This is a genomic window from Streptomyces rubellomurinus (assembly GCF_000961885.1).
Taxonomy (GTDB): domain Bacteria; phylum Actinomycetota; class Actinomycetes; order Streptomycetales; family Streptomycetaceae; genus Kitasatospora; species Kitasatospora rubellomurina.
Genome location: NZ_JZKH01000003.1, coordinates 137,739 through 159,553 on the forward strand (window position 1 = coordinate 137,739; position 21,815 = coordinate 159,553).

The following is a 21,815-nucleotide window of genomic DNA, read 5'->3' on the forward strand; positions in this document are numbered from 1 at the left end:
GGTCATGTGCGGCACCGGATCGGCTGATCCGCGGCCGGGCGGGGAAACTGCGGGCGGGCGCGGCGGGTTGGCCGGAGCGGGCCGGAGCAGGAGGAGGACGACCGGTGGCTGGTGGAAGCGAGACGGTGGCGGCGGCGGAGGCGGCCGGGGTGCCGGGTGCGCGGGCGGCGGACGGGCTGCCGCGGCACGGGGTGGACCGGGCGACGTTCCGGGCGATCGCCGCCGCCCGCGGCGGTCCGGAGGCCGTCCGGCTGCTGCGCGCCGGGCAGTTGAGCAAGCGGGCGCTGCTGCTGCTGGCGCTGCGCCGGGCCGCACCGGGCGACCGGGACTACCGCACGGCCTACGCCCGGGTGTGCGCGCTGCAGCGGGACGACCGGCCGCGTTGGGAGGAGGCCCTGCTGCGGCCGGAGTTGGACGCCTGGGCGGCGGACTGCCTGCGCGGCCTCGCGGCCGGTGAGGCCGTCCCGCTGGACGGGCTGGGCGAGCTCCTGCGGGCCGCGCCCTCGTCCGCGCTGCGACTGGAGCTGGAGTGCGACGGGCTGCGCTGGGCGCCGACCGTCGAGCACGCCGGGACGCACCGGGTGGACTACGGCCGGCCGCCGGCCGGTCCGCTGTCCGATGCCGAACTCGATCAGTGGGCCGACGAGTTGGAGCAGGCCTGGCGGATCCTGGTGCGGCGCCACCGGCGGCACGCGGCGGCGGTCGCGGCCTGCGTCGGCGTGATCGTGCCACTGCGCCCGGCGCCCGGCGGCGAGGCGGTCAGCGCCGCCGCCCGGCGGGCGTACGGCGCGGTGGCGGCCTCGCTGCCGGGGGAGCCGGTGCTGCTGGCGCTGGCCCTGGTGCACGAGTTCCTGCACGTTCAACTCGGCGCCCTGCTGGACCTGGTGCCGCTGCACCGCCCGAACGGCGCCGCTGTCTACCACGCCCCGTGGCGGCCCGACCTGCGCCCGGTCGGCGCCCTGCTGCAGGGGACGTACGCACACCTGGGGGTCGCGGACTTCTGGGCCGCCGAACTGGCCGCCGGGACGAGCGAACCGGCCCGTGCGGAACGGGAGTTCACCTGCTGGCGCACGCACACCCTGGCGGCCGGCCGGACCCTGCTGGAGTCCGGTGAACTCACCGCGCACGGAAGGGAGTTCACCGAGGAGCTGGTGCGCGCCGTCCACGCGCTGGACGGATCGGCGGCGACACGGTGAGCGCCGGGGCACCCCGGCTCCGGTGAGGTCCGGATTCCGGGTGTGCCGGTCCGGGCGACCGGGGATGGTTCGAACGCCAGCTCCGAACAACGCGCTTCGGCGCGCGCCGAAGCGAAGTGCGCGACCGCTGAACGGGTGAATTCTCGGGGCGCCGGGCGCCGCCGTACTGCGCCGACCGGCCGGGCGGACGAACTTGAGGACACAAGGTGCCGCGCGGAGTCCGCACGGGCACTACATTAAGTCGCAACCGGGTGGCCTACCCGCCCTCGGCAGGTCCTAACCGCGCCTAAGGAAACGAATATGACTCCGGTAACCAGCACCAGGCCGGCCGGCAACCTCACTGACACTCAGGAGACGCCGGAGCGCACCTCCCTCGCCGATCTCGCCGCCCTCGGCGCCGAGGAACTCGCCACCCGGCTGCAGCGCGCGCTCCCCGGCGCCGACTCCGGCCGCGTGCCGGTCGCCGCCTTCAACTCCTCGATCTGACCCGGCCGCTCACACCGACCGGACCCAGGCCGAGCCGACCACACGAGAACGCCGCAGACCATCACCAGGCCCATGCCGACACGAATTCCGGTGCCACTGACGCAATTCGTGCTCAAGATGCACAGCCGGTGCGATCTCGCCTGCGACCACTGCTACGTCTACGAGCACGCGGACAGCAGTTGGCGCACCCGCCCCAGGGCGACGGGGGACGAGATCCTGGCCAAGACCGCCGAGCGGATCGGCGAACACGCGGCCGCGCACCGGCTGACCGCCGTCCGGGTCGTCCTGCACGGGGGAGAACCCCTGCTCGCCGGCCCGGACCGGCTCCGCCGCGCCGCCGAGGCGCTCCGGGCGGCGCTCCCGCCCGGCTGCGCCCTCGACCTGCGCATCCACACCAACGGCGTGCTGCTCAGCCGCTCGTTCTGCGAGCTCTTCGCGGAACTGGGCGTCCGGGTCGGCATCTCCCTGGACGGCGACCGGGCCGCGAACGACCGCCACCGGCGCTTCGCGGACGGGCGCAGCAGCCACCCGCAGGTCCTGCGGGCCGTGGCGTTGCTGCGCGAGCCGTCGTACCAGCACCTGTACGCCGGGCTGCTGTGCACGATCGACGTCGAGAACGACCCGGTCGCCGTGTACCGCGCGCTCGCCGAACTCCAGCCCCCCGCCGTCGACTTCCTGCTGCCGCACGCCACCTGGGACGATCCGCCGAAACGCCCCTCCGGCCGGGGCACCACCCCGTACGCGGACTGGCTGCTCACCGTCCACGAGCTGTGGGAGGCGGACCGGCGGCCGTTCGCCGTCCGGACCTTCGAATCCGTGCACCGCACCCGGCGCGGGCTCTCCAGCCTCACCGAATCGCTCGGGCTCGAGCCCTCCGACCTCGCCGTGATCGAGACGGACGGCAGTTTCGAGCAGGCCGACAGCCTGAAGACCGCCTACGACGGGGCGCCCGCCACCGGTATGGACGTCTTCCGGCACAGCCTCGACGACCTCGCCCGGCACCCCGGTATCGCCGCCCGTCAATCGGGCCTCGCCGGGCTCAGTGACACCTGCCGCAGCTGCCCGGTGGTGCGTTCCTGCGGCGGCGGGCTGTACGCCCACCGCTACCGCAGCCACCATGGAAGCGGCGGCTTCGACCATCCCTCCGTCTACTGCGGGGACCTCATGAAGCTCATCAACGGCATTGCGGGACAAGGAAGTTCCGTGCCCGTCCCGGCGCAGGGCGGGGAGCCGGTGCGACCGTCCCCGCTCGACCCGGCGCACCTGGACCAACTCGCCCGCGGGTACGGGGACGGCGACACCGTGCGGGCGCTGTCGCGCGCCCAGCTCGCCCTGACCCGGGCGATGCTGGCCGCCGCGTGGGACGCGTCCGGGCGCGGGCGTGGGGAGGCGTGGGCGCTGCTCGCGGCGCTCGACGCCGAGGCTCCCGCCGCCGTCGACGCCGTGCTCGCCCACCCGTACGCGCGGGCCTGGGCGGCGCGGCGGCTCGCCGGGGACCTGTCGGTGGGGCTCGGGCCGCTGGCCGCGCTCGCGGCGGCGGCGGCGGTGCGGGCCGGGCGGGCCGGGCTGGGGGAGGCGGTGCAGGTGGCGGTGCCGGTGCGCGGCGGGTGGTTGCACCTGCCGACGCTCGGGCGGGTCGCGGTGCCGGACGGGGAGGCCGTCGTCACCGGGCTGGCGGACGGGTTCCGGGTGCGGGCCGCGGACGGTTCGGAGCGCGGGGAGCTGGACGAGCCGCTGCGGCGGGTCCGGCTGGCCGGGGGGTGGACCGTCGCGCTGGAGGACGTCGACCCGCTGCGCGACAGCCACGACCACGCGGTCGCCGGGCGGCTCCCGGCGGGTGAACTGCTCGACTGGACGGGCGCGTTGCGCGAGGCCTGGGAGCTGCTCGGGCGGGACCTGCCGGGCTACGCGGAAGGCCTGCGGGCGGGCCTGACCACGATCACCCCGCTGCGGCCCGGGCCGGCCGGGCGGGACGTCAGCTCGGCGGCGCGGCAGGCGTACGGGGCGGTCGCGATCGCCCGGCCGTCGACGGCCCCGACGCTGGCGCTGCTGCTCGCGCACGAGTTCCAGCACGTGAAGCTGGGCGCGGTGCTGGACCTGTACGACCTGTACGACCGCGCCGACGACCGGCTGTACTTCGCGCCGTGGCGGCCCGACCCGCGGCCGCTGGAGGGCCTGCTGCAGGGCACGTACGCGCACCTGGCGGTGACCGAGTACTGGGGCACCCGGACCGCCGCGTACGACGGGCTGCCGGGGGACGCCGCCGAGCGGGCCCGGGCGCAGTTCGCGCTCTGGCGGCGGTACACGGCGGAGGCGGTCGAGCGGCTGGCCGGGTCGGGCGCGCTGACGGCGCTCGGGGCGCGTTTCGCGGACGGGATGCGGGAGAGCCTGACACCGTGGCTCGCCGTACCGCTGCCCGCCGCGGCGGAGCGGGACGCCGAGCGGATCAGGGTCCGGCTCCAGCCGGTCGAGGCCTGAGGGGCCTGAGAAGCCTGAGAGGCCTGAGAGTGTGAGAAGTCCGAGAAGCCGAGAAGTTCTCGAAGTTCGAGAAGTTCGATTCGAGGGGGATGTGCCGTGATCTCCGCTGCCGCGCTCGCCGCCGCCTTCACCGAGCTGGGCGTCCGCCCCGGCATGGTGCTGCACGTCCAGGCCTCGCTGCGGGCCCTCGGGCCGGTGGCGGGCGGGGCGGCGGCGGTCGTCGACGCCCTGCTCGAAGTCCTGGGCGAGGAAGGGACCTTGGTGGCGTACACCGCGACGCCCGAGAACTCCTCGACCTCGCGCGTCCACCAGGCCGCCGTCGCGGGCCTGTCGGCGGCGGAGCGCGCCGCGTACGAGGCCCGGATGCCCCGCTTCGACCCGGCCGCCACCCCGTGCTCGCCGACGATGGGGGCGCTGTCGGAGGCGGTCCGCACCCGGCCCGGCGCGGTGCGCAGCAGTCACCCGCAGACCTCCTGGGCGGCCATCGGGCTCCGGGCCGAGGAGATCACCGCCCGGCACCCGCTCACCTCCCACCTCGGCCCCGACTCGCCGCTCGGGCGGCTCTACGAGCTGGACGCGCGGGTGCTGATGCTCGGCGTCCAGATGGCCAACTTCACCGCCTTCCACCTCGCGGACCTGCGCCAACCCGGCGTCGTCCGCCGCGAGTACCGCTGCGTGACGGCGGACGGCTGGACCACCTTCCGGGCCCCCGACCTGGACGACCTGCACTTCGCCGACCTCGGCGCCCGCGTCCTCGCCGACCTCCCCGGCGTCACCACGGCGCCCCTGGGCGGCACCACCGCCCGCCTCGTCCCCGTCCGCGAGGCCGTCGACCTCGCCACCCGCCTGCTGGCCGCCTGACCCTCCGCGCTACGCCGGTGCCGGTCCGGCGAGCAGGCCGATCGGGCTGAGCTTCCGGTGCGAGGCGGGGCAGCGCCACCAGGCCTCCCCGGCGTCCGCCACCGGTTCCAACGGGTGGGTGTGGCCGGGGCATTCGGGCCACTGGACGAACGCGTAGCCGGTGAGGTGGTCCTGGACGAGGTCCGCCACGAAGAGGGCGAGCCGGGCGTCGGGGAGCGTCACGTCCACGCCCCGCCAGAACAGCGGCTCCCCCGCCCACCACCCCAGGGCCGGCCCCGCCGGCAGGCCGTCCGGGCCCTCCTCCGCGAGCATCCAGCGGAACCCGGCGGGAAGCCGCTCCGGGATCGTTCCCAGCAGGTCCCGGCCGACCCGCAGGCAGGCGTCCGCGAGCCCGGCCGGCACGCCGCCGGCCGGCGTGCCGACCGGGCTCCAGGTGCTGAGGATCGTCATTCCGCCACGCTATCAGCGCGGCGGAATTCCGCCCGCCTGTTTTCGGTCGATCGTCAGTCGATCGTGACGGCGGCGGTGAAGGGATTCTTTTCACCGCCGGGCTTGGTGGGGGCGAAGGGCGGGAGGCCGCCGTCGCCCACGACGTAGTCGAACCGGAAGTTGACGTTCGCGGTTCCGGAATTCCCGTTGACGTTCACCCTGAACCTGCAGTTCCCGCTGGCCTGCATGTTGTCGCCGAGGTAGTTCGTGGGGAACGTCCAGTGCCAGAAGTAGCTCGTCGGGATGTTCGCGTGGTTGTCGCTGGTGCCGGTGAACGCGCCGTTCCTGAACTGCCAGGACGTACACGTCATCGGGGACGTCGAGATGCCCACCAGGTAGGCGCTGAGCCGGAAGGAGAGCGCGACCGGGTTGCCGTTGCCGTACGAGACCTGGGCGGTGAAGGTGCCGTTCGAGTCGGTCGCCTCGAAGTACGGGTCGTTGATGGAGAAAATCTTGGAGCCGTAGTCGCCCGCCGCGTCGGCGGGAGCGGCCAGGCCGATCGCGGTCGCCAGGACGCCGAGTGCGACGACGGAAAGCCGACGCGTCCGGGCCGATTTCGTGGTGCCGTGAATCGCATTCATGGCCTCAGCGTGCAGCGGTCAAGTCGGCACGGGGAATGGGCGGGTCGCATGCTGACGCGATGTGTGCGGACGGTTGGCCGAATCGGCGTCGATCGCCCGATCGCCCGATCGCCCGATCGCCCGATCGCCCGATTTTCCGTGGCGGTGGGGGTGACGATGGAGGCGGAGGCGGAGGAAATGGATCCGTTCACTTTTTCTTCATGCCCTCGTTCCAGATCAGTTTGGCGATATTCGGCTTCACGGCCGTGGTGATGACGCCCATGGCCGTACGGACGTACCGCCGCTCCGCGAGCTCGCGCAGCATGCTCGCGGCCAGGTCGGCGCGGGCGGTGAAGACGCCGTCCGCGCTGGTCTCGGCGGTGCGGTAGGCCGTGACGGCGGGGTGGTCGAAGAGGCCCGAGGGCCGGACGAGGGTCCACTCCAGGTCCGTGGCGCGGATCAGGGACTCCATGCGGCGCATGTCCTCGTGGAGGGTGCGGCCGAGGCGGCGGTTCACCAGCGGGTCGAGCACGTGGTTGAAGAAGTGGGCGCCGGTGGGGCGCCAGTGCGGGTCGGCGATGCTGGAGCTGACGGCGAGCAGCCGCTCGATGCCGTGGTGGGCCATGGCCCCGGTGATGGCGGTGGCGCTCGCCGAGTAGGTGGTGATGGTGTCCTTGCTGAAGCGCGCGCCCAGGGCGGAGAGGACGGCGTCGGTACCGTCGAGGGCGGCGGAGACGGCGACCGGGTCGGTGGCGTCGGCGACGGCCACGGTGAGGCCGGGCCGCGCGGCGAGGGAACCGGCGCGGCGGGTGACGGCGACGACCTCGTGGCCGGCGGCGAGGGCCTGGTCGGTGAGCCGGCGGCCGGTCGGCCCGTTGGCGCCGAAGACTGCGATGCGCATGGTGTGGGTTCATCCGTTCGGGTGGCTGGCGGAACGCCCTTGACTGTGCCGACCACGCGAAGCAGGCTCAACGCCGATGAATAACGACGCCCCCGCCCCCGCCCGCCCCCGGGGCCGTCCCCGCGGCAACCCGCGGACCCGCGAGTCGATCGTCCCGGTGGCCCGCGCGCTGTTCCTGGAGCGCGGCTACCGGGGCACCACGCTGCGCGCGGTGGCCGGGGCGGCCGGGGTCGACGCGGCGCTGATCGCGTACCACTTCGGCTCGAAGAAGGGCCTGTTCGCCGAGGTCATGCAGTTCCAGTGCGCCGACGCGCTGGCGGTGGAGGCCGTCCTCGGCGGCGACCCGGCCACCCTCCCCGAGCGCCTGGTCGACGCGGTGACGGGGCTGTGGGAGGACGCCGAGTTCCGCCGGCTCACCGGGCAGGGCGTGGAGGCCGCGGAGGTGATCCGCGAGTACCTGGAACGCGAGCTGCTGGCCCGGCTCGGTGAATTCCTCGGCGGCCGGGACGCGACCGCCCGCGCCACGGCCGTGGTGACGGTCCTCGGCGGCCTCATCTACACCCGCTACCTCAACCCCCTGCCCACCCCGGCCGCCCTCAGCCCCTCCGAGGCCCGGCGCATCCTCACCCCGGCGCTGCGCGCGGCGCTGGCCCCGAGGCCGCGCGACGCGGGACGGAGGACGGGCCGACTTCCCGCGTAGGGGGGCCGGGCAGGGCGGGTCCTGCCGCCGCCGGAACAGGCCGATCAGGTTGCCCTCGCCGTCCTCGAACCAGCCGCCCAGCAGGCCGTCAGAGGGGTGTGCCAGAGTCTGCGCATGCTGGAGATCGTGCTGGAGATCGTGGTGGAGACGGAGAACCGGGAGCGGCGCGTCCGCGTGTCCGCCGAGGAACTGGCCGGGCTGGTCCGGCGGATCGGTGCGGACGGCGACCGGTTCCTGGTGCTGCAGCGGGTACCCGACCTGCCGGATGTCTTCGCCCAGGTGTGGCACGAGGCCGGCGGCGACTACACGCTGGAGCACCGCGACGGTGCCGCCGACCGGCACTTCGAGGCGAGGGTCGACGGCCCGGAGGCCGTGATCGCGGTGCTCGCCGGCTGGGCCGCCCGCGCGGACGGCTGGGGCGCCGGGGTGGACTGGTCGCCGCTGGACCTGGGACCAGTCGGCGAGGTGCCGCCGCTCGACCTCGCCGAGGACGAGCGCGCGGAGCTGGAGGCGCGCGTGCGCGAGGTGCTGGTCGGCGGCTACGCCTCGCGCGCCGAACTGGCCGAGCTGGCCGAGGAGCACCTGGTCACCGAGGACCGCCGCCCGGTCTCGCGCGAGCAGGCGCGGGTGCTGGCCGACCGGCTGTGGCTGGAACGCGTCGAGGAGCAGGCCGCGTGGCAGGGCGAGACCGACCCCGAGCGGCTGACCCGCGCGTTCGCCGCGCTGGAGGGGACCGGGATCACCGCCCGCGAGAACTTCACCTGCTGCCGCGGCTGCGGCCAGGGCGAGATCGGCGCCGAAGGCGGGCCCGACGCGCGCGGCTTCGTCTACTTCCACGCCCAGTGCACGGACTCCGCCGCCGCCGGGCACGGCCTGACGCTCCTCTACGGCGGTTTCGACGGCTCGGCCGGCACCACGGCGGCCATCGGCCGGGAGGTCGTGGCCGCGGTGGAAGCGGTCGGCCTGCCCGTCGAGTGGAACGGTGACCCGTCCCGGGCGATCACCGTGACGCCGCTGGACTGGCGCCGCCGCCTGGTCGGGTAGGGACGTGGTGCGCAGGAAGTCGGCTGGGCCGACTTCCTGCGCACGGGCTCAGCGGCGCTGCTCCCACTGGGCGCGGGTCAGCTCGTACTCGACCTCGCCGTGCTCGGAGCCGGGGATGGTGTCGGGCCAGTCGCCGAAGAAGCTGCGGAGGAAGGTCAGGCCGGACTTCTCCATGACGCGGCGGGAGCCGGAGTTCACGGCCATGGTGTTGGCGGTGACGCGCTCGGTGCGGAGCTCGGTGAAGCCCTTGTCGATCAGGGCGAGGGAGCCCTCGGTGGCGTAACCCCGGCCCCAGGAGGCCCGGTTGAGGCGGTAGCCGAGTTCGACGACGGCGGGGGAGCGGTCGTCGAGGGGGCGGAACTCGAACCAGCCGAGGAAGGTGCCGGTGGCCCGCTCCTCGGCGGCCCAGAAGCCGCGGGTGCCGGTGCAGGGGTGGTCGTGGAGGAGGCGGGGCAGGACCTTCGCCCGGACGGTCTCCGGGGCGGTCGGCTTGCCGCCGTTGATGAAGCGCATCACCTCGGGGTCGTTGTCCAGTGCGAAGAGGTGGTCGGCGTCGGCTTCGGTGAACGGGCGCAGGGTGAGCCGGTCGGTTTCGAGGAAGGCAGGCATGACGCGATCTTCGCCGTGGGGTCCGGGGCGATGCCACCGGATATTCCCGTACCACCGGCTCGTCCGTACGGCGGTCCTCCGCTCCCCGGCGGGTGGGGAGACCCGCCCGACCCCGGCGAGGCTCCTCGCCCGTCGCCCGCCCCTGACCGACGCTGGCGCGAGCAGTCGGCTGCCGTGCCGCTGGAACCGAGGAGGCTGGACCGTGAAGTTCGTTCAGATCATCGAATACAAGACGAGTCGCATCGACGAGTTCAACGCCCTGCTGGACAGCTGGGTCGAGAGGAACGCGGGCCGGCGCCTGGCGACGTGGTCCCTGCAGACCCGCGACCGCGACCGCGAGAACGTGTACCTGAACATCGTGGAGTTCCCGTCGTACGAGAAGGCGATGGAGAACTCCGACCGCCCGGAGACGACCGAATTCGCCGCGCAGGCGGCGGGGTTGTGCGACGGGCCGCCGGTGTTCCGCAACCTCGACGTGACGAACGAGTGGACCTTCCAGGACTGAACCCGGGCGGTCGTCCTCGTGCCCCCGGCGGCGCGCCGGGGGCACGAGGAGGGGCGTTCGGCCTCAGGCGATGAAGTGGTCGAACTCGCCGGCCTTGGCGCCCTTGATCCAGGCGTCGAGCTTGCGGCGGGTGGTGGTGACGACCAGGCCCGGGTTGGTGTTCTCGCGGATGTAGACGTTGTCTCCCTCGGAGGCGATCTCCAGGTAGTTCGGGGTGTTCTCGTCGACGCTGCTGGGCTTCTGCCACTCCAGGTGGGACAGGTCCTTGGTCACCGTGATTGCCTTTCCTTCGTGGGTGCGGGGTCCATGATGCGGCAGCGGGGGCGCGGATGCCGGTGACGTCGACCGGGGGGCGCGGGTGCGGGCAGGGCGACGCTCGCGCGGGCGCTGGAGGCGTCGGCGCCGCGCGCGGTGACGGTGTTGCACGGGGACGACCACGACTTCTCCCGGCCGGGGCTGGGCGCATGGCTTCTCGTCGTGGACGGTGAGGCCGAGCCGGAGGTGTCGGCGCGGCCGATGTGGGAATTGATCATTCGTCAAACCATGTGACCGGTCCGTCGAAAGTCCGGCCCGGCCGCCCGAGGCGGTCGTTTCGGTCATGTCAATTCGTACCGGTCGATGTGCTATTCCATTGGGGCGTCAGTCGTTCCTACACTGAAGCCCCGCCGCACGGGGGCTGCGGGAACCAGGTTGCCTACGGGCCCGGGGGAGGCGCGTGTGAACGACCGTGGCTGGGACGAGGACGACGCCCGGCCGTACTTCTTCCTCTCCTACGCGCACACCCCGAAAGCCGGTGCGCGGGGCGCGGGCGATCCGAACCACTGGGTGCGGCAGCTGTTCCGGGACCTGTCCGAGGCGGTGCTGCAACTGACCACCCTGCCGGGCGGGGTGCCGGTCGGGTTCATGGACGAGTCCATGCACCAGGGCGAACTCTGGGCGGAACGCCTCTCCGCCGAGCTGGCGACCTGCCGCGTCTTCGTGCCCCTCTACTCCCCCCGCTACTTCAACAGCGTCCCGTGCGGCCAGGAGTGGCACGCCTTCACCCGGCGCCCGGTCTACCCGGCCACCATCGACGCCGAGCGCACCAGCGGCATCGTCCCCGTCCTGTGGGCGCCGATGAGCCGCTACCGGCTGCCCAAGGTGGCCAGCGAACTGCAGTTCAACCACGCCGGGTTCGGGCCGGACTACGCCACCGAGGGCCTGTACGCCCTGATGAAGCTCACCTACTTCCGCTCCGCCTACGAACTCGCCGTGCACCGCCTCGCCGCGCGCATCGTGCAGGTGGCCGAGGAAACCGTCATCCCGGTCGGGCGCCGGCTCGACTTCAACGCCCTCCCCAGCGCCTTCAACGTCAGCGCCCCGACCAAGCAGCTGCGGATCTCCGTCCTCGCCTACCACCAGGGCGAGCTGCCGGCGGACCGCAACCCCGACTTCTACGGCGCCCGGCGCACCGACTGGCACCCCTACCGCCCGGCCGGCTCACCGATCGCCCAGCACGCGGTGCGCCTCGCCCGGCAGTTGGGCTTCCAGCCGACCGTGCACGAGTTCGACGACGAGGTCGAGTCGATCATCGACGGCAACGCCGAGGCCCCCGGCCTGCTGCTGCTCGACCGCTGGGCGCTGCGCGACCCGCAACGGCGCGAACTGGTCCGCCGCTTCGACCGCTCCGACGCCACCTGGGTCGGCGTCCTCGAACCGTGGAACGCCGACGACCCGGAGTGCGCCGAACGCGACACCGAACTGACCGACCTCAGCGACCAGGCCCTGCGCATCAACCGCCGCGCCAGCCGCCCCAGCTTCCTCGGCGCCACCGGCCCCACCGGGCTGCACACCCTGGACGACTTCGACGACGCGCTGCCCCGGGTCGCGATGAAGGCCAAGTACGCCTTCGAGGGCCGCACCCGCGCCGAACCCGAGGAACCGGCCCCGCCCCGCCCGAGCCTGCGGGACGCCTTCCGACCACCCGGAGCAGCCCCCCACGCCCACGACGACGACCCGTACCGCGACGACGGCGATGACCCCGAGAACGGGACGGCGCCCCTGGGAGGACGAGGACCCCGATGAGCGAGAACCGCACCAGGAACTTCCGCATCGGCGCCGCCGAACTCGTCGCCCAGCGCGAGGCCGAGCGGCAGGCCGAACGCGAGGCCGCCGAGCACGACCGCAACGGCCGGATCATCACCTTCTACTCCTACAAGGGCGGCACCGGCCGCACCATGGCGCTCGCCAACACCGCCTGGATCCTCGCCGCCAACGGCTTCCGCGTCCTCACCGTCGACTGGGACCTGGAAGCACCCGGCCTCGCCAAGTTCTTCCACCCCTTCCTCGACCCGGCCTCCCTCGCCGGCACCACCGGCATGATGGACCTGATCGCCGAGTACCGGGAGGAGGCGCTGCGCCCGGTCGAGCACGCCGAGGGCTGGCACCTGGACTTCGCCCGGGTCCACCCGCACGCGATCTCGCTGTCCTGGCCGCACTTCCCGGCCGGCGGCAGCCTGGACTTCCTCTCCGCCGGGCAGTTCAACCGCGACTACTCCGAGGCCGTCACTCACCTCGACTGGGACATCTTCTACGACCGCTTCGACGGCGGGCAGTTCTTCGACGCCCTCAAGGCCGACATGGCCAAGCGCTACGACTACGTGCTCATCGACTCCCGCACCGGCCTGTCCGACATCGCCGAGATCTGCACCGTGCAGATGCCCGACGACCTCGTCGTCTGCTTCACCCTCAGCGACCAGTCCATCGACGGCGCCTCCCGGATCGCCCAGCACATCCACGACCGCTACCGCGAGCGCGGCATCCGCATCCTGCCCGTCCCGATGCGCATCGACGAGGGCGAGAAGGAGAAGGCGGACGCCGGCCGCGCCCTCGCCCGGGTCCGCTTCGACGGCCTGCCGTCCGGCTTCGGCGGCGAGGAACTCGCCCAGTACTGGGGCTCGGTGGAGATCCCGTACCGGCCGTTCTACGCCTACGAGGAGATCCTCGCCACCTTCGGCGACCAGACCGGCACCCCCACCTCGATGCTCGCCGCCTGCGAACGCCTCACCTCGATGATCACCGAGGGGCGGGTCAGCGGCCTGCCGCCCGTCGACGAGGAGGTGCGGCTGCGCTACGTGGACGCCTTCACCCGCCGCCGCCCGTCCGTCCCCGCCGACCTCTACCTCTCCTACGTCCCCGAGGACCGGATGTGGGCGGACTGGATCGAGTCCGTCCTCACCCGGGCCGGCTTCCGCGTCCTGCCCCGCGACCTCAGCGCCGGCACCGACCCGCGCGAGGAGACCGAACGCGGCATCGACTCCGCCTACCGCACCGTCGCCGTCCTCTCGCCCGCCTACCAGCGCTCCCCGCAGGCCCGGGCGCTGTGGGAGTCGGTGGTCAGCTCCGACCCCTCCGGCACCCGCCGCCAGCTGCTGCCCGTCCGGGTCGGCGACGTCCGGCTCACCGCGCCGTTCAGCAACCGCAACCCCGTCGACCTGGTCGGCCGCGACGAGGCGCAGTCCGTGCAGAGCCTGCTGCGCGCGCTCGGCCGCGGCGACGTCGCCCTCGCCGACGCCCCCAGCGGCGGACCGCGCTTCCCCGGCAGCAAGCCCAGCATCTGGGACGTCCCGCCGCGCAACCCCTCCTTCACCGGCCGCTCCGCCGTCCTGGAACAGCTGCGCAACCAGCTGCGCGGCGGCATGGCCGCCGTGCTGCCCACCCCGCAGACCCTGTACGGGCTCGGCGGCGTCGGCAAGACCCAGGTGGCGCTGGAGTACGCGCACCGCTTCATGTCCGACTACGACCTGGTCTGGTGGATCGACGCCGAACAGACCGAGCTCGTCGCCCCCGCCCTCGCCGACCTCGCCCGCCGGCTGCCCGGCCTGCGCGTCGGCGACTCCGTCACCGAGGCCGCCGAGGCCGCCCGGGAGGCGCTGCGCCGCGGCACCCCCACCTCCCGCTGGCTGCTGATCTTCGACAACGCCGACGAGCCCGCCGAGATCCGCCGCTTCTTCCCCGGCGGCTCCGGCCACATCCTGGTCACCTCCCGCAACCAGGCCTGGACCGGGCACGCCGAGGCGCTGGAGGTCGACGTCTTCACCCGCGGCGAGAGCATCGAGCACCTGTGCCGGCGCGCCCGCAGCCTCTCCCGCACCGACGCCGACCGGGTCGCCGAGGCGGTCGGCGACCTGCCGCTGGCCGTCGAGGTCGCCGCCGCCTGGCTGGACACCACCGGAACGCCCGTCGACGCCTACGTCGCCCAGCTGCACGCCGAGGCCGCCCGGGCGCTCGCGGTCGGCAGCCCCGTCGACTACCCGACCCCGGTCGCCGCCACCTGGAACGTCTCGATCGCCCGGCTGCGCCAGCAGTCCCCGGCGGCCGTGAGGCTGCTGCAGCTGTGCGCCTTCTTCGCGCCCGAGCCGATCTCCATGAACCTCTTCTACAGCGACCAGATGATCCGGGCGCTGGTGCGCTACGACGCCGACCTCAGCGACAAGTTCATGCTCGGCAAGGTCATCCAGGCGATCGGCCGGTACGCCCTCGCCAAGGTCGACGCCGGCAGCAACAGCTTCCAGGTGCACCGGCTCGTCCAGTCCGTCATCCGGGCCGGCATGAGCGCCGACGAGCAGGAGATCGCCGTCCACGAGGTGCACCGCATCCTCACCGGCGCCCGGCCCGTCCTCGGCGACACCGACGACCCGGCCAACTGGCCCGCCTTCGACGAGATCTGGCCGCACCTGTCGCCCTCCAAGGCGCACAACTGCGACGAGGCCGACACCCGCCAGCTGCTCATCGACCGCGTCCGCTACCTGTGGAAGCGCGGCGAACTCGACCGCGCCCGCGACCTCGGCCACGCCCTCGACGCCGAATGGACCAGCAAGCTCGGCGACGACGACCGGCAGACCCTGCTGCTGCGCTTCCAACTCGCCAACGTGCTGCGCTCCCAGGGCAACTACGCCGAGGCGCTGGCCCTCGACGAGTCCACCCTGGAACGCCAGCGCGCCCTGCTCGGCGAGCACCACCCGTACACCCTGATGACGGCCGGCTCGCTCGGCGCCGACCGCCGGGCGCTCGGCCGCTTCCAGGCCGCGCTCGACCTCGACCAGGAGATCCTCGAGCAGTTCCGCGAACTGTTCGGCGACGACAACCCGCGCACCCTGTCGATGGCCAACAACCTGGCCATCGACTACCGGCTGGTCGGCAACAGCCAGGCCGCCCGCGAACTCGACCAGGAGACCCTGGACCGGCGCACCGCCGTACTCGGCCCCAAGCACCCCTACACCCTGTCCACCAAGTCCAACCTCGCCCGCGACCTGCGCGAACTCGGCGACTACCGCGGCTCGGTGGACCTCCTCCAGGAGGTCACCTCCGACCTCGGCGACGTCCTCGACCCGGACCTCCCGGAGAACCTGCGCAACGCCAAGTCGCTCGCCGTCTCGCTGCGCCGCACCGGCCAGCTCGCCGAGGCCCGCCGGATCACCAAGGAGACCTACGAGCGCTACCTGGAGCGGTACGGCGCCGACGCCCCCGACGCGCTCGCCTGCGCGCTCAACCTCGCCGCCGACCACAGCGCCTCCGGCGACAAGGAGGCCGCCCGCGACCTGTGCGCCACCGTCTTCGAGGGCCACCGGCGGCTCTTCGGCGACGAACACCCCTTCACCCTCGCCTGCGCCAACAACCTCGGCATCTACCTGCGCGGCAGCGGCGACGTCGCCGGGGCCATCGAGCGCGGCCGGCTCACCGTCGAGGGCCTGACCGCCTCGGTCGGCGCGGACCACCCGTACACCCTCAACGCGCTCATCAACCTGGCCAACGCGTACGGCGACGACGGGCAGATCCAGCTCGCCGAGCAGCTGGGCCGCACCGCGTACGCCGGGCTGTGCGAGCGCTACTCGCCGCAGCACCCGGACGCCGTCGCCTGCGAGGCCAACCTGGCGATCACCCTGCGCACGGCCGGCCGGCACACCCAGGCCGCCGAACTGCGCTCCCGGGCGATCGCCGAGCTGATCCGGCAGTTCGGTGAGGAACACCCCAACACGGTGTCCGCGCGAGGCTGGAAGCGGATCAACCGGGACCTGGAGCCGCAGCCGGTGTGACGGCGGAAGGGGGCGGGTACGCTCGCGAGTCATGAGCATCGACCCGCCCCCGGTCCTGGTCACCCGCCGCCTCGCGCCCGGGGTGATCGACCGGCTCACCGCCCAGTACGCCGCGACCTGCCCCGACGACGACCGGGCGATGGACCGGGCCGAACTGCTGGCCGCCGTGCCCGGCCGGCGGGCCGTCCTCACCACCCTCGACGACCGGGTGGACGACGCGTTCCTGGACGCCGCGGGCCCGCAGCTGGAGATCGTCGCCAACCACGCGGTCGGCTACCACAACATCGACCTCGCCGCCTGCGCCGCCCGCGGCGTCCGCGTCACCCACACCCCCGGCGTGCTCACCACCGCCACCGCCGACATGGCCTGGGCGCTGCTGCTCGCCGCCACCCGCCGGATCGGCGAGGGCGAGCGGCTGTTGCGCTCCGGCACGCCGTGGTCCTGGTCGCCGACCTTCATGCTCGGCCTGGAGCTGGCCGGCACCCCGCTCGGTGTGCTCGGCATGGGCCGGATCGGGCAGGCGGTGGCCCGCCGGGCCCGCGCCTTCGACATGCCGGTCAGCTACCACAACCGGACCCCGCTGCCGCCCGAGGAGGCCGAGGACGCCGACTGGAAGCCGCTGGACGACCTGCTCGCGACCTCCACCGTGCTGGTCGTCACCTGCCCGCTGAGCGATGCCACCCGGCACCTGCTGGACGCCGAACGGCTGGCCCTGCTGCCGCCCGGCGCGGTGGTGGTCAGCATGACCGCCGGCGTGGTGGACGAGGAGGCGCTGGCCGCCGCCCTGGACTCCGGTGCGCTGTTCGCCGCCGCCGTCGACAACTTCGAGCACGAGCCCGCCGTCCCGGCCGCCCTGCTCGCCCAGGAGCGCGTGGTCCTCGCCCCGCACCTGGGCAGCGCCACCGTCCGCACCCGGCAGGCGATGGGCGGGCTCGCCGTCGACAACATCCTGGCCGTGCTCGGCGGCGGCGAGCCGCTCACCCCGATCGGGGGCTGACTCCCCTACTGAACTAGCCCGCCGCCCAGGCCAGGGCGGTGGTCATCACCCGGAACGCCCCGAAGTGCGCCGCCCCGGGCTCCAGGAACAGCTCGGCGCCCGGGATCCGGTCGGCCAGCCAGCGGGAGTGGTCGACCGGCGAGAACTGGTCGTCCGCGCCGTGCCACAGCCAGGTCGGCACCCGGATCGACCCGACGTCGAACCCCCAGTCGGCGGTGAACGCCAGCACGTCGTCGATCCAGCCGTCCGCGCCGTGCCGGAACGCCTCCCGGTAGTTGCTCTGCAGCATCCCCCGCAGCCCGCTGTCCGCCACCACCTCCCGGTCGGCGGGGGAGAGTTCGGTGCGCAGCCCGTTCAGCAGCCGCACCGGGTCGTCCTTGATCTGCCGGGAGCGGAACTCCATCGCGTCGGCGATCTGCTCGTGGCCGCGCTCCGCCTCCCGGTAGGCGCGCACGTTGGACGGCGTCATCCCGGCGTACCAGTCCAGCCCGGCCGCGTCGCGCGGCGCCAGGCCGACCAGCACCGCCACCCGGCTCACCCGCTCCGGCAGCAGTGCCGCGCAGGCCAGCGCGTGCGGGCCGCCGCCGGAGCGGCCGAGCACCGCGAAGTCGTCCAGCCCGAGGCAGTCCGCGATGGTCCGCACGTCCTCGGCCGCGGCGGACACCCGGCGGCCGAACAGCCGCGTCGAATCGCCGTAGCCGGGGCGGTCGTACGAGATCAGCCGCACCCCCAGCCGGTACAGCACGGTGCTGCGCGGGTGCGGGCCGACCCGGCTGCCCGGCATGCCGTGCAGCAGGAACACCGGGCGGCCGCGCGGGTCGCCCAGGGACTCGACGGCGAGCACCCGGCCGCCGGCCGCATTCACCATCCGTAACGCCACGCGCCTGCCTCCTCAGTGTTCGCGGTCGGTGGTGGTGCGGATCTCCCGTCTGGCCTGCCAGGTCGTGTGCTCCCGGGACACCGCGTCCTCCGCGTCCCGGGCCAGCCGGGCCCACAGCTCCTCGGCGTCCGGCGACGCCAGGTCCAGGGTGGTGAGTTGACGTCGGATCAGCTCCAACTCGTCCGCCGCCAGGGCGTACGCGGCGGCCAGCGGACGGTACTGGCGCAGCTGCGCCCACGCGGTGACCGAGGCGGCCACCGCCGAGACCGTGCCCAGCGCGTCGTAGGTGAACGCGCCGAGCGCCCGCAGCACCGCCAGCACCAGGCCGAGCGCCGGCAGCAGCACCCCCAGCACCCCGGCCCAGTGGCCGGCCCGGGCGCAGTAGCGGGCCTTGCTGCGGTACCAGTCGTGCTGCACCTGGATGCGCTCGCGCAGGTACACCTCGCGCCGCACCGCCAACGGCCGCCCGCGCAGCTCGCGCATCCCCTCGGTGATCCCGACCGGCTCGGACTCGGGCTCCGGCATCACCCGGCTGCCCCGGAACGCGTCCAGCACGCCGCCGAGTTGGAAGCGGTACAGGCCCTCGGCGTCGGGCAGGGCGCGCGGCGGCGGCCGGTAGGCGTCGGCCCGCACCGCGTACTTCCAGGCCAGGGTCTTCACCGACTCGGCGGCCGCCCGGCCCTCGTACCAGAGGCCCTGCGGGTTCTGCCGGCTGATCACCACGGCGAGCGTGATCGCGCCCAGGTAGGCCACGGCGGCCGGCCAGGCCCACGGCTCGCCGTCCGCCGAGCCGGTCGCGGCGGCGACCACCAGCAGGGCCAGCTCCCAGGCGGAGAGCAGCACCGAGCGGCGCTGGCCCTTCAGCGAGGCCGAGTCGGCGGCCCAGAAGAAGCCGGGCAGCAGCTCCCGCTCGCTCACCCACCCGGTCCGTCCAGCCCCAGACGCCATGCTCGGCCCCCACCCGTCGCTCCGGTCGCACCGCTCCGCTCTCCTGCCCGGGGCGGCTCCCCGGTACGCCTGACCGGGCCGGGGGCCGCCCGCAATGGCCGGGAAGGCACGGTGATTCGCCCAGATCAGGGCGTACGGCACCGGCGCTAGTAGGAGTAGTAGACCCGGTCGGCGTTCTCGGCCATCTGCTTCGCGTTCCACTCGGTGCCGCCGGGGACGTTCCCGGAGCGGAACAGCGGCGGGGCCGGGCGCTCCCCGGCCGCCGCCAGGTCGGCGAGGCGGCCGACCGCGGCGGCGACCACGGCCTGCATGATCGCGCTGGTCACGATCGTGGACACCGGGCCGAAGCCGGTGCCGGCGCCGGGGTGGCTGAGCTCGGCGTCGCCGACCGCGATCTTGCTGTCCAGCACCACGTCGCAGTGGTCCTTCAGATAGGTGCCGGAGGGGTGCGCCGAGGGCACCTCGCCGGGGTAGGCCAGCGAGGTCAGCCCGATCACCTTCAGCCCGCGGTCCCGGGCGTACCGGGCGAGCTCGACCGGCATGACCTGGCGGCCGGACAGCGAGATCACGAACAACAGGTCCCCGGTGGTCGCCGGGGTGAGGTCGAGCGTGCTGGTGGCCAGCCCGGACACCCGCTCCAGCGCGCTGGCCAGCGGCGCGGGCATCCCCGTCACCCCGGCCATGCCGGGCACGTTCAGCAGGTTCATCGGCACCAGCCCGCCCGCCCGGTACACCACGTCCTGGGCCGGCAGCGAGGAGTGCCCCGCCCCGAAGGTGAACACCCGGTGACCATCCGCGATCGCCTCCGCGAGCAGCGCGGCCGCCGCCTCGATGGTGTCGGCCTCCTCCTCCCGGACCTTCTGGAGGTGCGCGACCGCGGCGTCGAAGTACCGGCCGACCAGGTCGTTCATCTGTTGCCTCCGCTCTCTGCCGGTGAGGGAGCCGGCCGGGTGGGGCGCGCGGGAGGGCCCGGGCGCCGATGGAGAAAGCTACGGCGAGCACCGTGTCGCCCCGGCGCCGCCGCTGTCAACAGCGACGAAAAGCCCTCCCGCGGGCCCCGGGCGGGCTCGGTTGTCGGCGCGGTACGTCAGAATTGGCGGTGAGGACACCGAGGAACGGAGCCAGCGGCGATGTCTGGGCTGATCGACACCACTGAGATGTACCTGCGCACCATCCTGGAGCTGGAGGAAGAGGGCATCGTCCCGATGCGCGCCCGGATCGCCGAGCGCCTGGAGCAGAGCGGGCCCACGGTCAGCCAGACGGTCGGCCGGATGGAGCGCGACGGCCTGCTCCAGGTCGCGGGCGACCGCCACCTCGAACTCACCGAGGAGGGCCGCCGGCTCGCCGTCCGCGTCATGCGCAAGCACCGGATCGCCGAGTGCCTGCTGGTCGACGTGATCGGGCTGGAGTGGGAGCAGGTGCACGAGGAGGCCTGCCGCTGGGAGCACGTGATGAGCGAGACGGTCGAGCGCAAGGTGCTCGCCATGCTCGGCCACCCCACCCAGTCCCCGTACGGCAACCCGATCCCGGGCCTGGACGAGCTGGGCGACACCAAGGCCGAGGGCGAGGGCTTCGACGCCGCGCTGGTCACGCTGGACACCGTCAAGCCGGGCGACGCGGGCGCCAGCGTGGTGGTCCGCCGGATCGGCGAGCCGATCCAGACCGACGCCGAGCTGATGAGCACGCTGCGCCGGGCCGGGGTGCGGCCGGGCTCGACGGTGCAGGTGAGCACCGGGGTCGGCGGCGTCCTGGTCGGCACCGGGGACAACGCGGCGGAGCTGGGCAAGGACATCGCGCAGCACGTGTTCGTCGCCCAGGCCTGAGCCGCACGGCCGGTCGGACGGCCGATGGTACGGAGAAGGCCCGCCGCTCCCCGTGCGGCGGGCCTTTCCGTCCTCCCCGTCCCTCCCGGTCCCCTCCGGTTCCCCTCCGTCCCTCCCGATCCCCTCCGTCCCTCCCGGTTTCCCCGCCACCGCCGCGCCCGGCTTCCCCGTCCGAGCGCCCCTTCGGCGTTCCCCTCACGTCGTCATTCCTCCCCTCGGCCGATCATGGCAATCCTTGAGCGCTGTCACTCGTACGAGGGGCTTCCCCCCGCTGACCAGCGGGTATCTCCGGGCCTTATCCGCACATGCGTATGACGGGCCCCGCCTCCGGTGGGAGGCGGGGCCCGTCGGTCGCGGCGCGGGGTTTCGCGCCGTACGCACCCTCACCCGATAGGCGTAGGGCGGCCATCGGCCGGACGGGCCGGACGAGCCGGACCGGTCGAACGAGCCGGACGGGCCGGACCGGCCGTCAGACCGTCGCCGGCTGGGCGGGCTGCGGGCGCTGGGCCGGCGCCTCGCGGCCGCAGGCGTACGCGAGCGGGCTGATCAGCTCGGCCGCGTCCGGCAGCCAGCGGTTGAGCGCGGAAGGGGAGCGGGCCCACTGGGCGTAGCCGGTGGAGCCGATCCGGGACGGCGGGGCGATCGTCCAGTCCCCCTCGCCGCGGGCGACCAGGTCCAGCCGGCCGGGCGGCCAGCCGAGCTTGCGCAGCATCTCCGGCAGCTTGGCCGCGACCCCGGGCAGCACCAGGAAGTGCAGCCGCCGGCCGACCCGCCCCGGCGAGGCGGGCAGCACCACGACCGGCCCGAGCTGGAGGTCCATCCGCTCCATCCGGGCCAGCGCCAGGCAGCCGGCCGTCTCCGGGACGTCCAGGACGTCGAAGGAGCGGCCGGTCGGCAGCAGGATCGAGGCCTGCGGCCGCTCGGTCCACCAGCGCCGCACCGCGCCGGGGCCGGCGCTCGCCTTGCGGGCCCAGTCCGCGTCCAGCGGGTGGGCGCCGGGCAGTGCGCAGCGCGGATCGCCGCAGGAGCAGCGGGCGGGCCCGTCGCCGTCGACCAGCCAGGCGCCCGGGGTGACCTCCCAGTGGCGGCTCTCGGCGTAGTTGACGGCTTCGATCAGCAGCGGGGGCAGGCCGGCGTTCTTGCCTTGGTCAGGGGATCCGGGGGAGTCGGGGATGTCGTCCACGCGCTGCTCAACTACCGTGTGTGGGGCTGGTTACGGCCGGGCGGGGCCCGGTCGACCGCGGTCCGCCGATGTCACCCGATC

The 21,815-nt window shown here is 73.9% G+C and carries 20 protein-coding genes; 11 read left to right on the plus strand and 9 right to left on the minus strand.

The window, feature by feature from the left end; all coding sequences use genetic code 11:
• Positions 1-104 precede the first annotated feature (104 nt).
• The 4 genes from VM95_RS38475 (at position 105) to VM95_RS02900 (ending at position 5,021) form a co-directional block, all read left to right on the plus strand.
• The gene (locus VM95_RS38475) at positions 105-1,196 is read left to right on the plus strand and encodes an aKG-HExxH-type peptide beta-hydroxylase (RefSeq protein WP_107072832.1); all 1,092 of its coding nucleotides are present in this window, start codon (positions 105-107) and stop codon (positions 1,194-1,196) included.
• Between the two features lie 300 nt (positions 1,197-1,496).
• The gene (gene fxsA / locus VM95_RS02890; protein ID WP_045692365.1) at positions 1,497-1,682 is read left to right on the plus strand and encodes an FxSxx-COOH cyclophane-containing RiPP peptide; all 186 of its coding nucleotides are present in this window, start codon (positions 1,497-1,499) and stop codon (positions 1,680-1,682) included.
• Between the two features lie 72 nt (positions 1,683-1,754).
• Positions 1,755-4,160, plus strand: coding sequence for an FxsB family cyclophane-forming radical SAM/SPASM peptide maturase (locus tag VM95_RS02895; protein ID WP_045692366.1), 2,406 nt, complete (start codon positions 1,755-1,757; stop codon positions 4,158-4,160).
• Positions 4,161-4,256: 96 nt separating this feature from the next.
• Positions 4,257-5,021, plus strand: a complete 765-nt coding sequence (locus tag VM95_RS02900) for an AAC(3) family N-acetyltransferase (protein ID WP_244178594.1) — start codon at positions 4,257-4,259, stop codon at positions 5,019-5,021.
• A 9-nt stretch (positions 5,022-5,030) separates the two neighbouring features.
• Here the strand turns inward: VM95_RS02900 and VM95_RS02905 are convergent, their stop codons facing one another.
• The 3 genes from VM95_RS02905 to VM95_RS02915 all read right to left on the minus strand — a co-directional run bounded on the left by VM95_RS02905 (position 5,031) and on the right by VM95_RS02915 (position 6,971).
• The gene (locus VM95_RS02905) at positions 5,031-5,471 is read right to left on the minus strand and encodes a hypothetical protein (protein ID WP_045692368.1); all 441 of its coding nucleotides are present in this window, start codon (positions 5,469-5,471) and stop codon (positions 5,031-5,033) included.
• Positions 5,472-5,524: 53 nt separating this feature from the next.
• On the minus strand, positions 5,525-6,091 hold the full coding sequence (locus VM95_RS02910; RefSeq protein ID WP_045692369.1) for a hypothetical protein: 567 nt from the start codon (positions 6,089-6,091) through the stop codon (positions 5,525-5,527).
• A 187-nt stretch (positions 6,092-6,278) separates the two neighbouring features.
• Positions 6,279-6,971 (minus strand): NAD(P)-dependent oxidoreductase, encoded by a 693-nt coding sequence (locus VM95_RS02915; protein ID WP_045692370.1) that lies wholly within the window; start codon positions 6,969-6,971, stop codon positions 6,279-6,281.
• Positions 6,972-7,047: 76 nt separating this feature from the next.
• Here VM95_RS02915 and VM95_RS02920 point away from each other — a divergent pair, with 76 nt between their 5' ends.
• Entirely contained in the window at positions 7,048-7,671 is a 624-nt protein-coding gene (locus tag VM95_RS02920; protein WP_045692371.1) for a TetR/AcrR family transcriptional regulator, read from the plus strand.
• A 126-nt stretch (positions 7,672-7,797) separates the two neighbouring features.
• Positions 7,798-8,715, plus strand: coding sequence for a DUF6891 domain-containing protein (locus tag VM95_RS02925; RefSeq protein WP_045692435.1), 918 nt, complete (start codon positions 7,798-7,800; stop codon positions 8,713-8,715).
• Positions 8,716-8,763: 48 nt separating this feature from the next.
• On the opposite strand, the gene VM95_RS02930 is transcribed toward VM95_RS02925, so the two are convergent.
• Positions 8,764-9,324, minus strand: a complete 561-nt coding sequence (locus VM95_RS02930) for a GNAT family N-acetyltransferase (RefSeq protein ID WP_045692372.1) — start codon at positions 9,322-9,324, stop codon at positions 8,764-8,766.
• 202 nt (positions 9,325-9,526) lie between these two features.
• Between VM95_RS02930 and VM95_RS02935 the strand changes: the two genes are divergently transcribed.
• Positions 9,527-9,829 carry a hypothetical protein gene (locus VM95_RS02935; RefSeq protein ID WP_045692373.1) on the plus strand — a complete coding sequence of 101 codons (303 nt, stop codon included), beginning with the start codon at positions 9,527-9,529 and terminating at the stop codon, positions 9,827-9,829.
• Between the two features lie 63 nt (positions 9,830-9,892).
• Here VM95_RS02935 and VM95_RS02940 read toward each other — a convergent pair whose 3' ends face one another.
• The gene (locus VM95_RS02940) at positions 9,893-10,102 is read right to left on the minus strand and encodes a DUF397 domain-containing protein (RefSeq protein ID WP_045692374.1); all 210 of its coding nucleotides are present in this window, start codon (positions 10,100-10,102) and stop codon (positions 9,893-9,895) included.
• A gap of 444 nt (positions 10,103-10,546) precedes the next feature.
• On the opposite strand from VM95_RS02940, the gene VM95_RS02945 reads away from it, so the two are divergent.
• Genes VM95_RS02945 through VM95_RS02955 form a run of 3 tightly spaced genes read left to right on the plus strand, consistent with a single transcriptional unit; the run spans position 10,547 to position 16,900 of the window.
• The gene (locus VM95_RS02945; protein ID WP_045692375.1) at positions 10,547-11,893 is read left to right on the plus strand and encodes a TIR-like protein FxsC; all 1,347 of its coding nucleotides are present in this window, start codon (positions 10,547-10,549) and stop codon (positions 11,891-11,893) included.
• On the plus strand, positions 11,890-15,903 hold the full coding sequence (gene fxsT / locus VM95_RS02950; protein ID WP_078859543.1) for an FxSxx-COOH system tetratricopeptide repeat protein: 4,014 nt from the start codon (positions 11,890-11,892) through the stop codon (positions 15,901-15,903). Before VM95_RS02945 ends, fxsT begins: the two co-directional genes overlap by 4 nt.
• Positions 15,904-15,934: 31 nt before the next feature.
• Positions 15,935-16,900: a 2-hydroxyacid dehydrogenase gene (locus tag VM95_RS02955; protein ID WP_045692376.1), complete on the plus strand. Its 966-nt coding sequence runs from the start codon at positions 15,935-15,937 to the stop codon at positions 16,898-16,900.
• A 13-nt stretch (positions 16,901-16,913) separates the two neighbouring features.
• On the opposite strand, the gene VM95_RS02960 is transcribed toward VM95_RS02955, so the two are convergent.
• From VM95_RS02960 to VM95_RS02970, 3 genes are all read right to left on the minus strand, one after another.
• Positions 16,914-17,768 carry an alpha/beta fold hydrolase gene (locus tag VM95_RS02960; RefSeq protein ID WP_045692377.1) on the minus strand — a complete coding sequence of 285 codons (855 nt, stop codon included), beginning with the start codon at positions 17,766-17,768 and terminating at the stop codon, positions 16,914-16,916.
• A 24-nt stretch (positions 17,769-17,792) separates the two neighbouring features.
• Positions 17,793-18,698 (minus strand): DUF4231 domain-containing protein, encoded by a 906-nt coding sequence (locus VM95_RS02965; RefSeq protein WP_052706596.1) that lies wholly within the window; start codon positions 18,696-18,698, stop codon positions 17,793-17,795.
• A 176-nt stretch (positions 18,699-18,874) separates the two neighbouring features.
• Entirely contained in the window at positions 18,875-19,639 is a 765-nt protein-coding gene (locus VM95_RS02970; RefSeq protein WP_045692379.1) for a sugar isomerase domain-containing protein, read from the minus strand.
• Between the two features lie 219 nt (positions 19,640-19,858).
• Between VM95_RS02970 and VM95_RS02975 the strand changes: the two genes are divergently transcribed.
• Complete coding sequence (locus VM95_RS02975; protein WP_045692380.1) at positions 19,859-20,551, plus strand: iron-dependent transcriptional repressor DtxR; 693 nt, start codon at positions 19,859-19,861, stop codon at positions 20,549-20,551.
• A gap of 469 nt (positions 20,552-21,020) precedes the next feature.
• On the opposite strand, the gene VM95_RS02980 is transcribed toward VM95_RS02975, so the two are convergent.
• Entirely contained in the window at positions 21,021-21,734 is a 714-nt protein-coding gene (locus VM95_RS02980; RefSeq protein ID WP_078859544.1) for a bifunctional DNA primase/polymerase, read from the minus strand.
• Between the last annotated feature and the right edge of the window lie 81 nt (positions 21,735-21,815).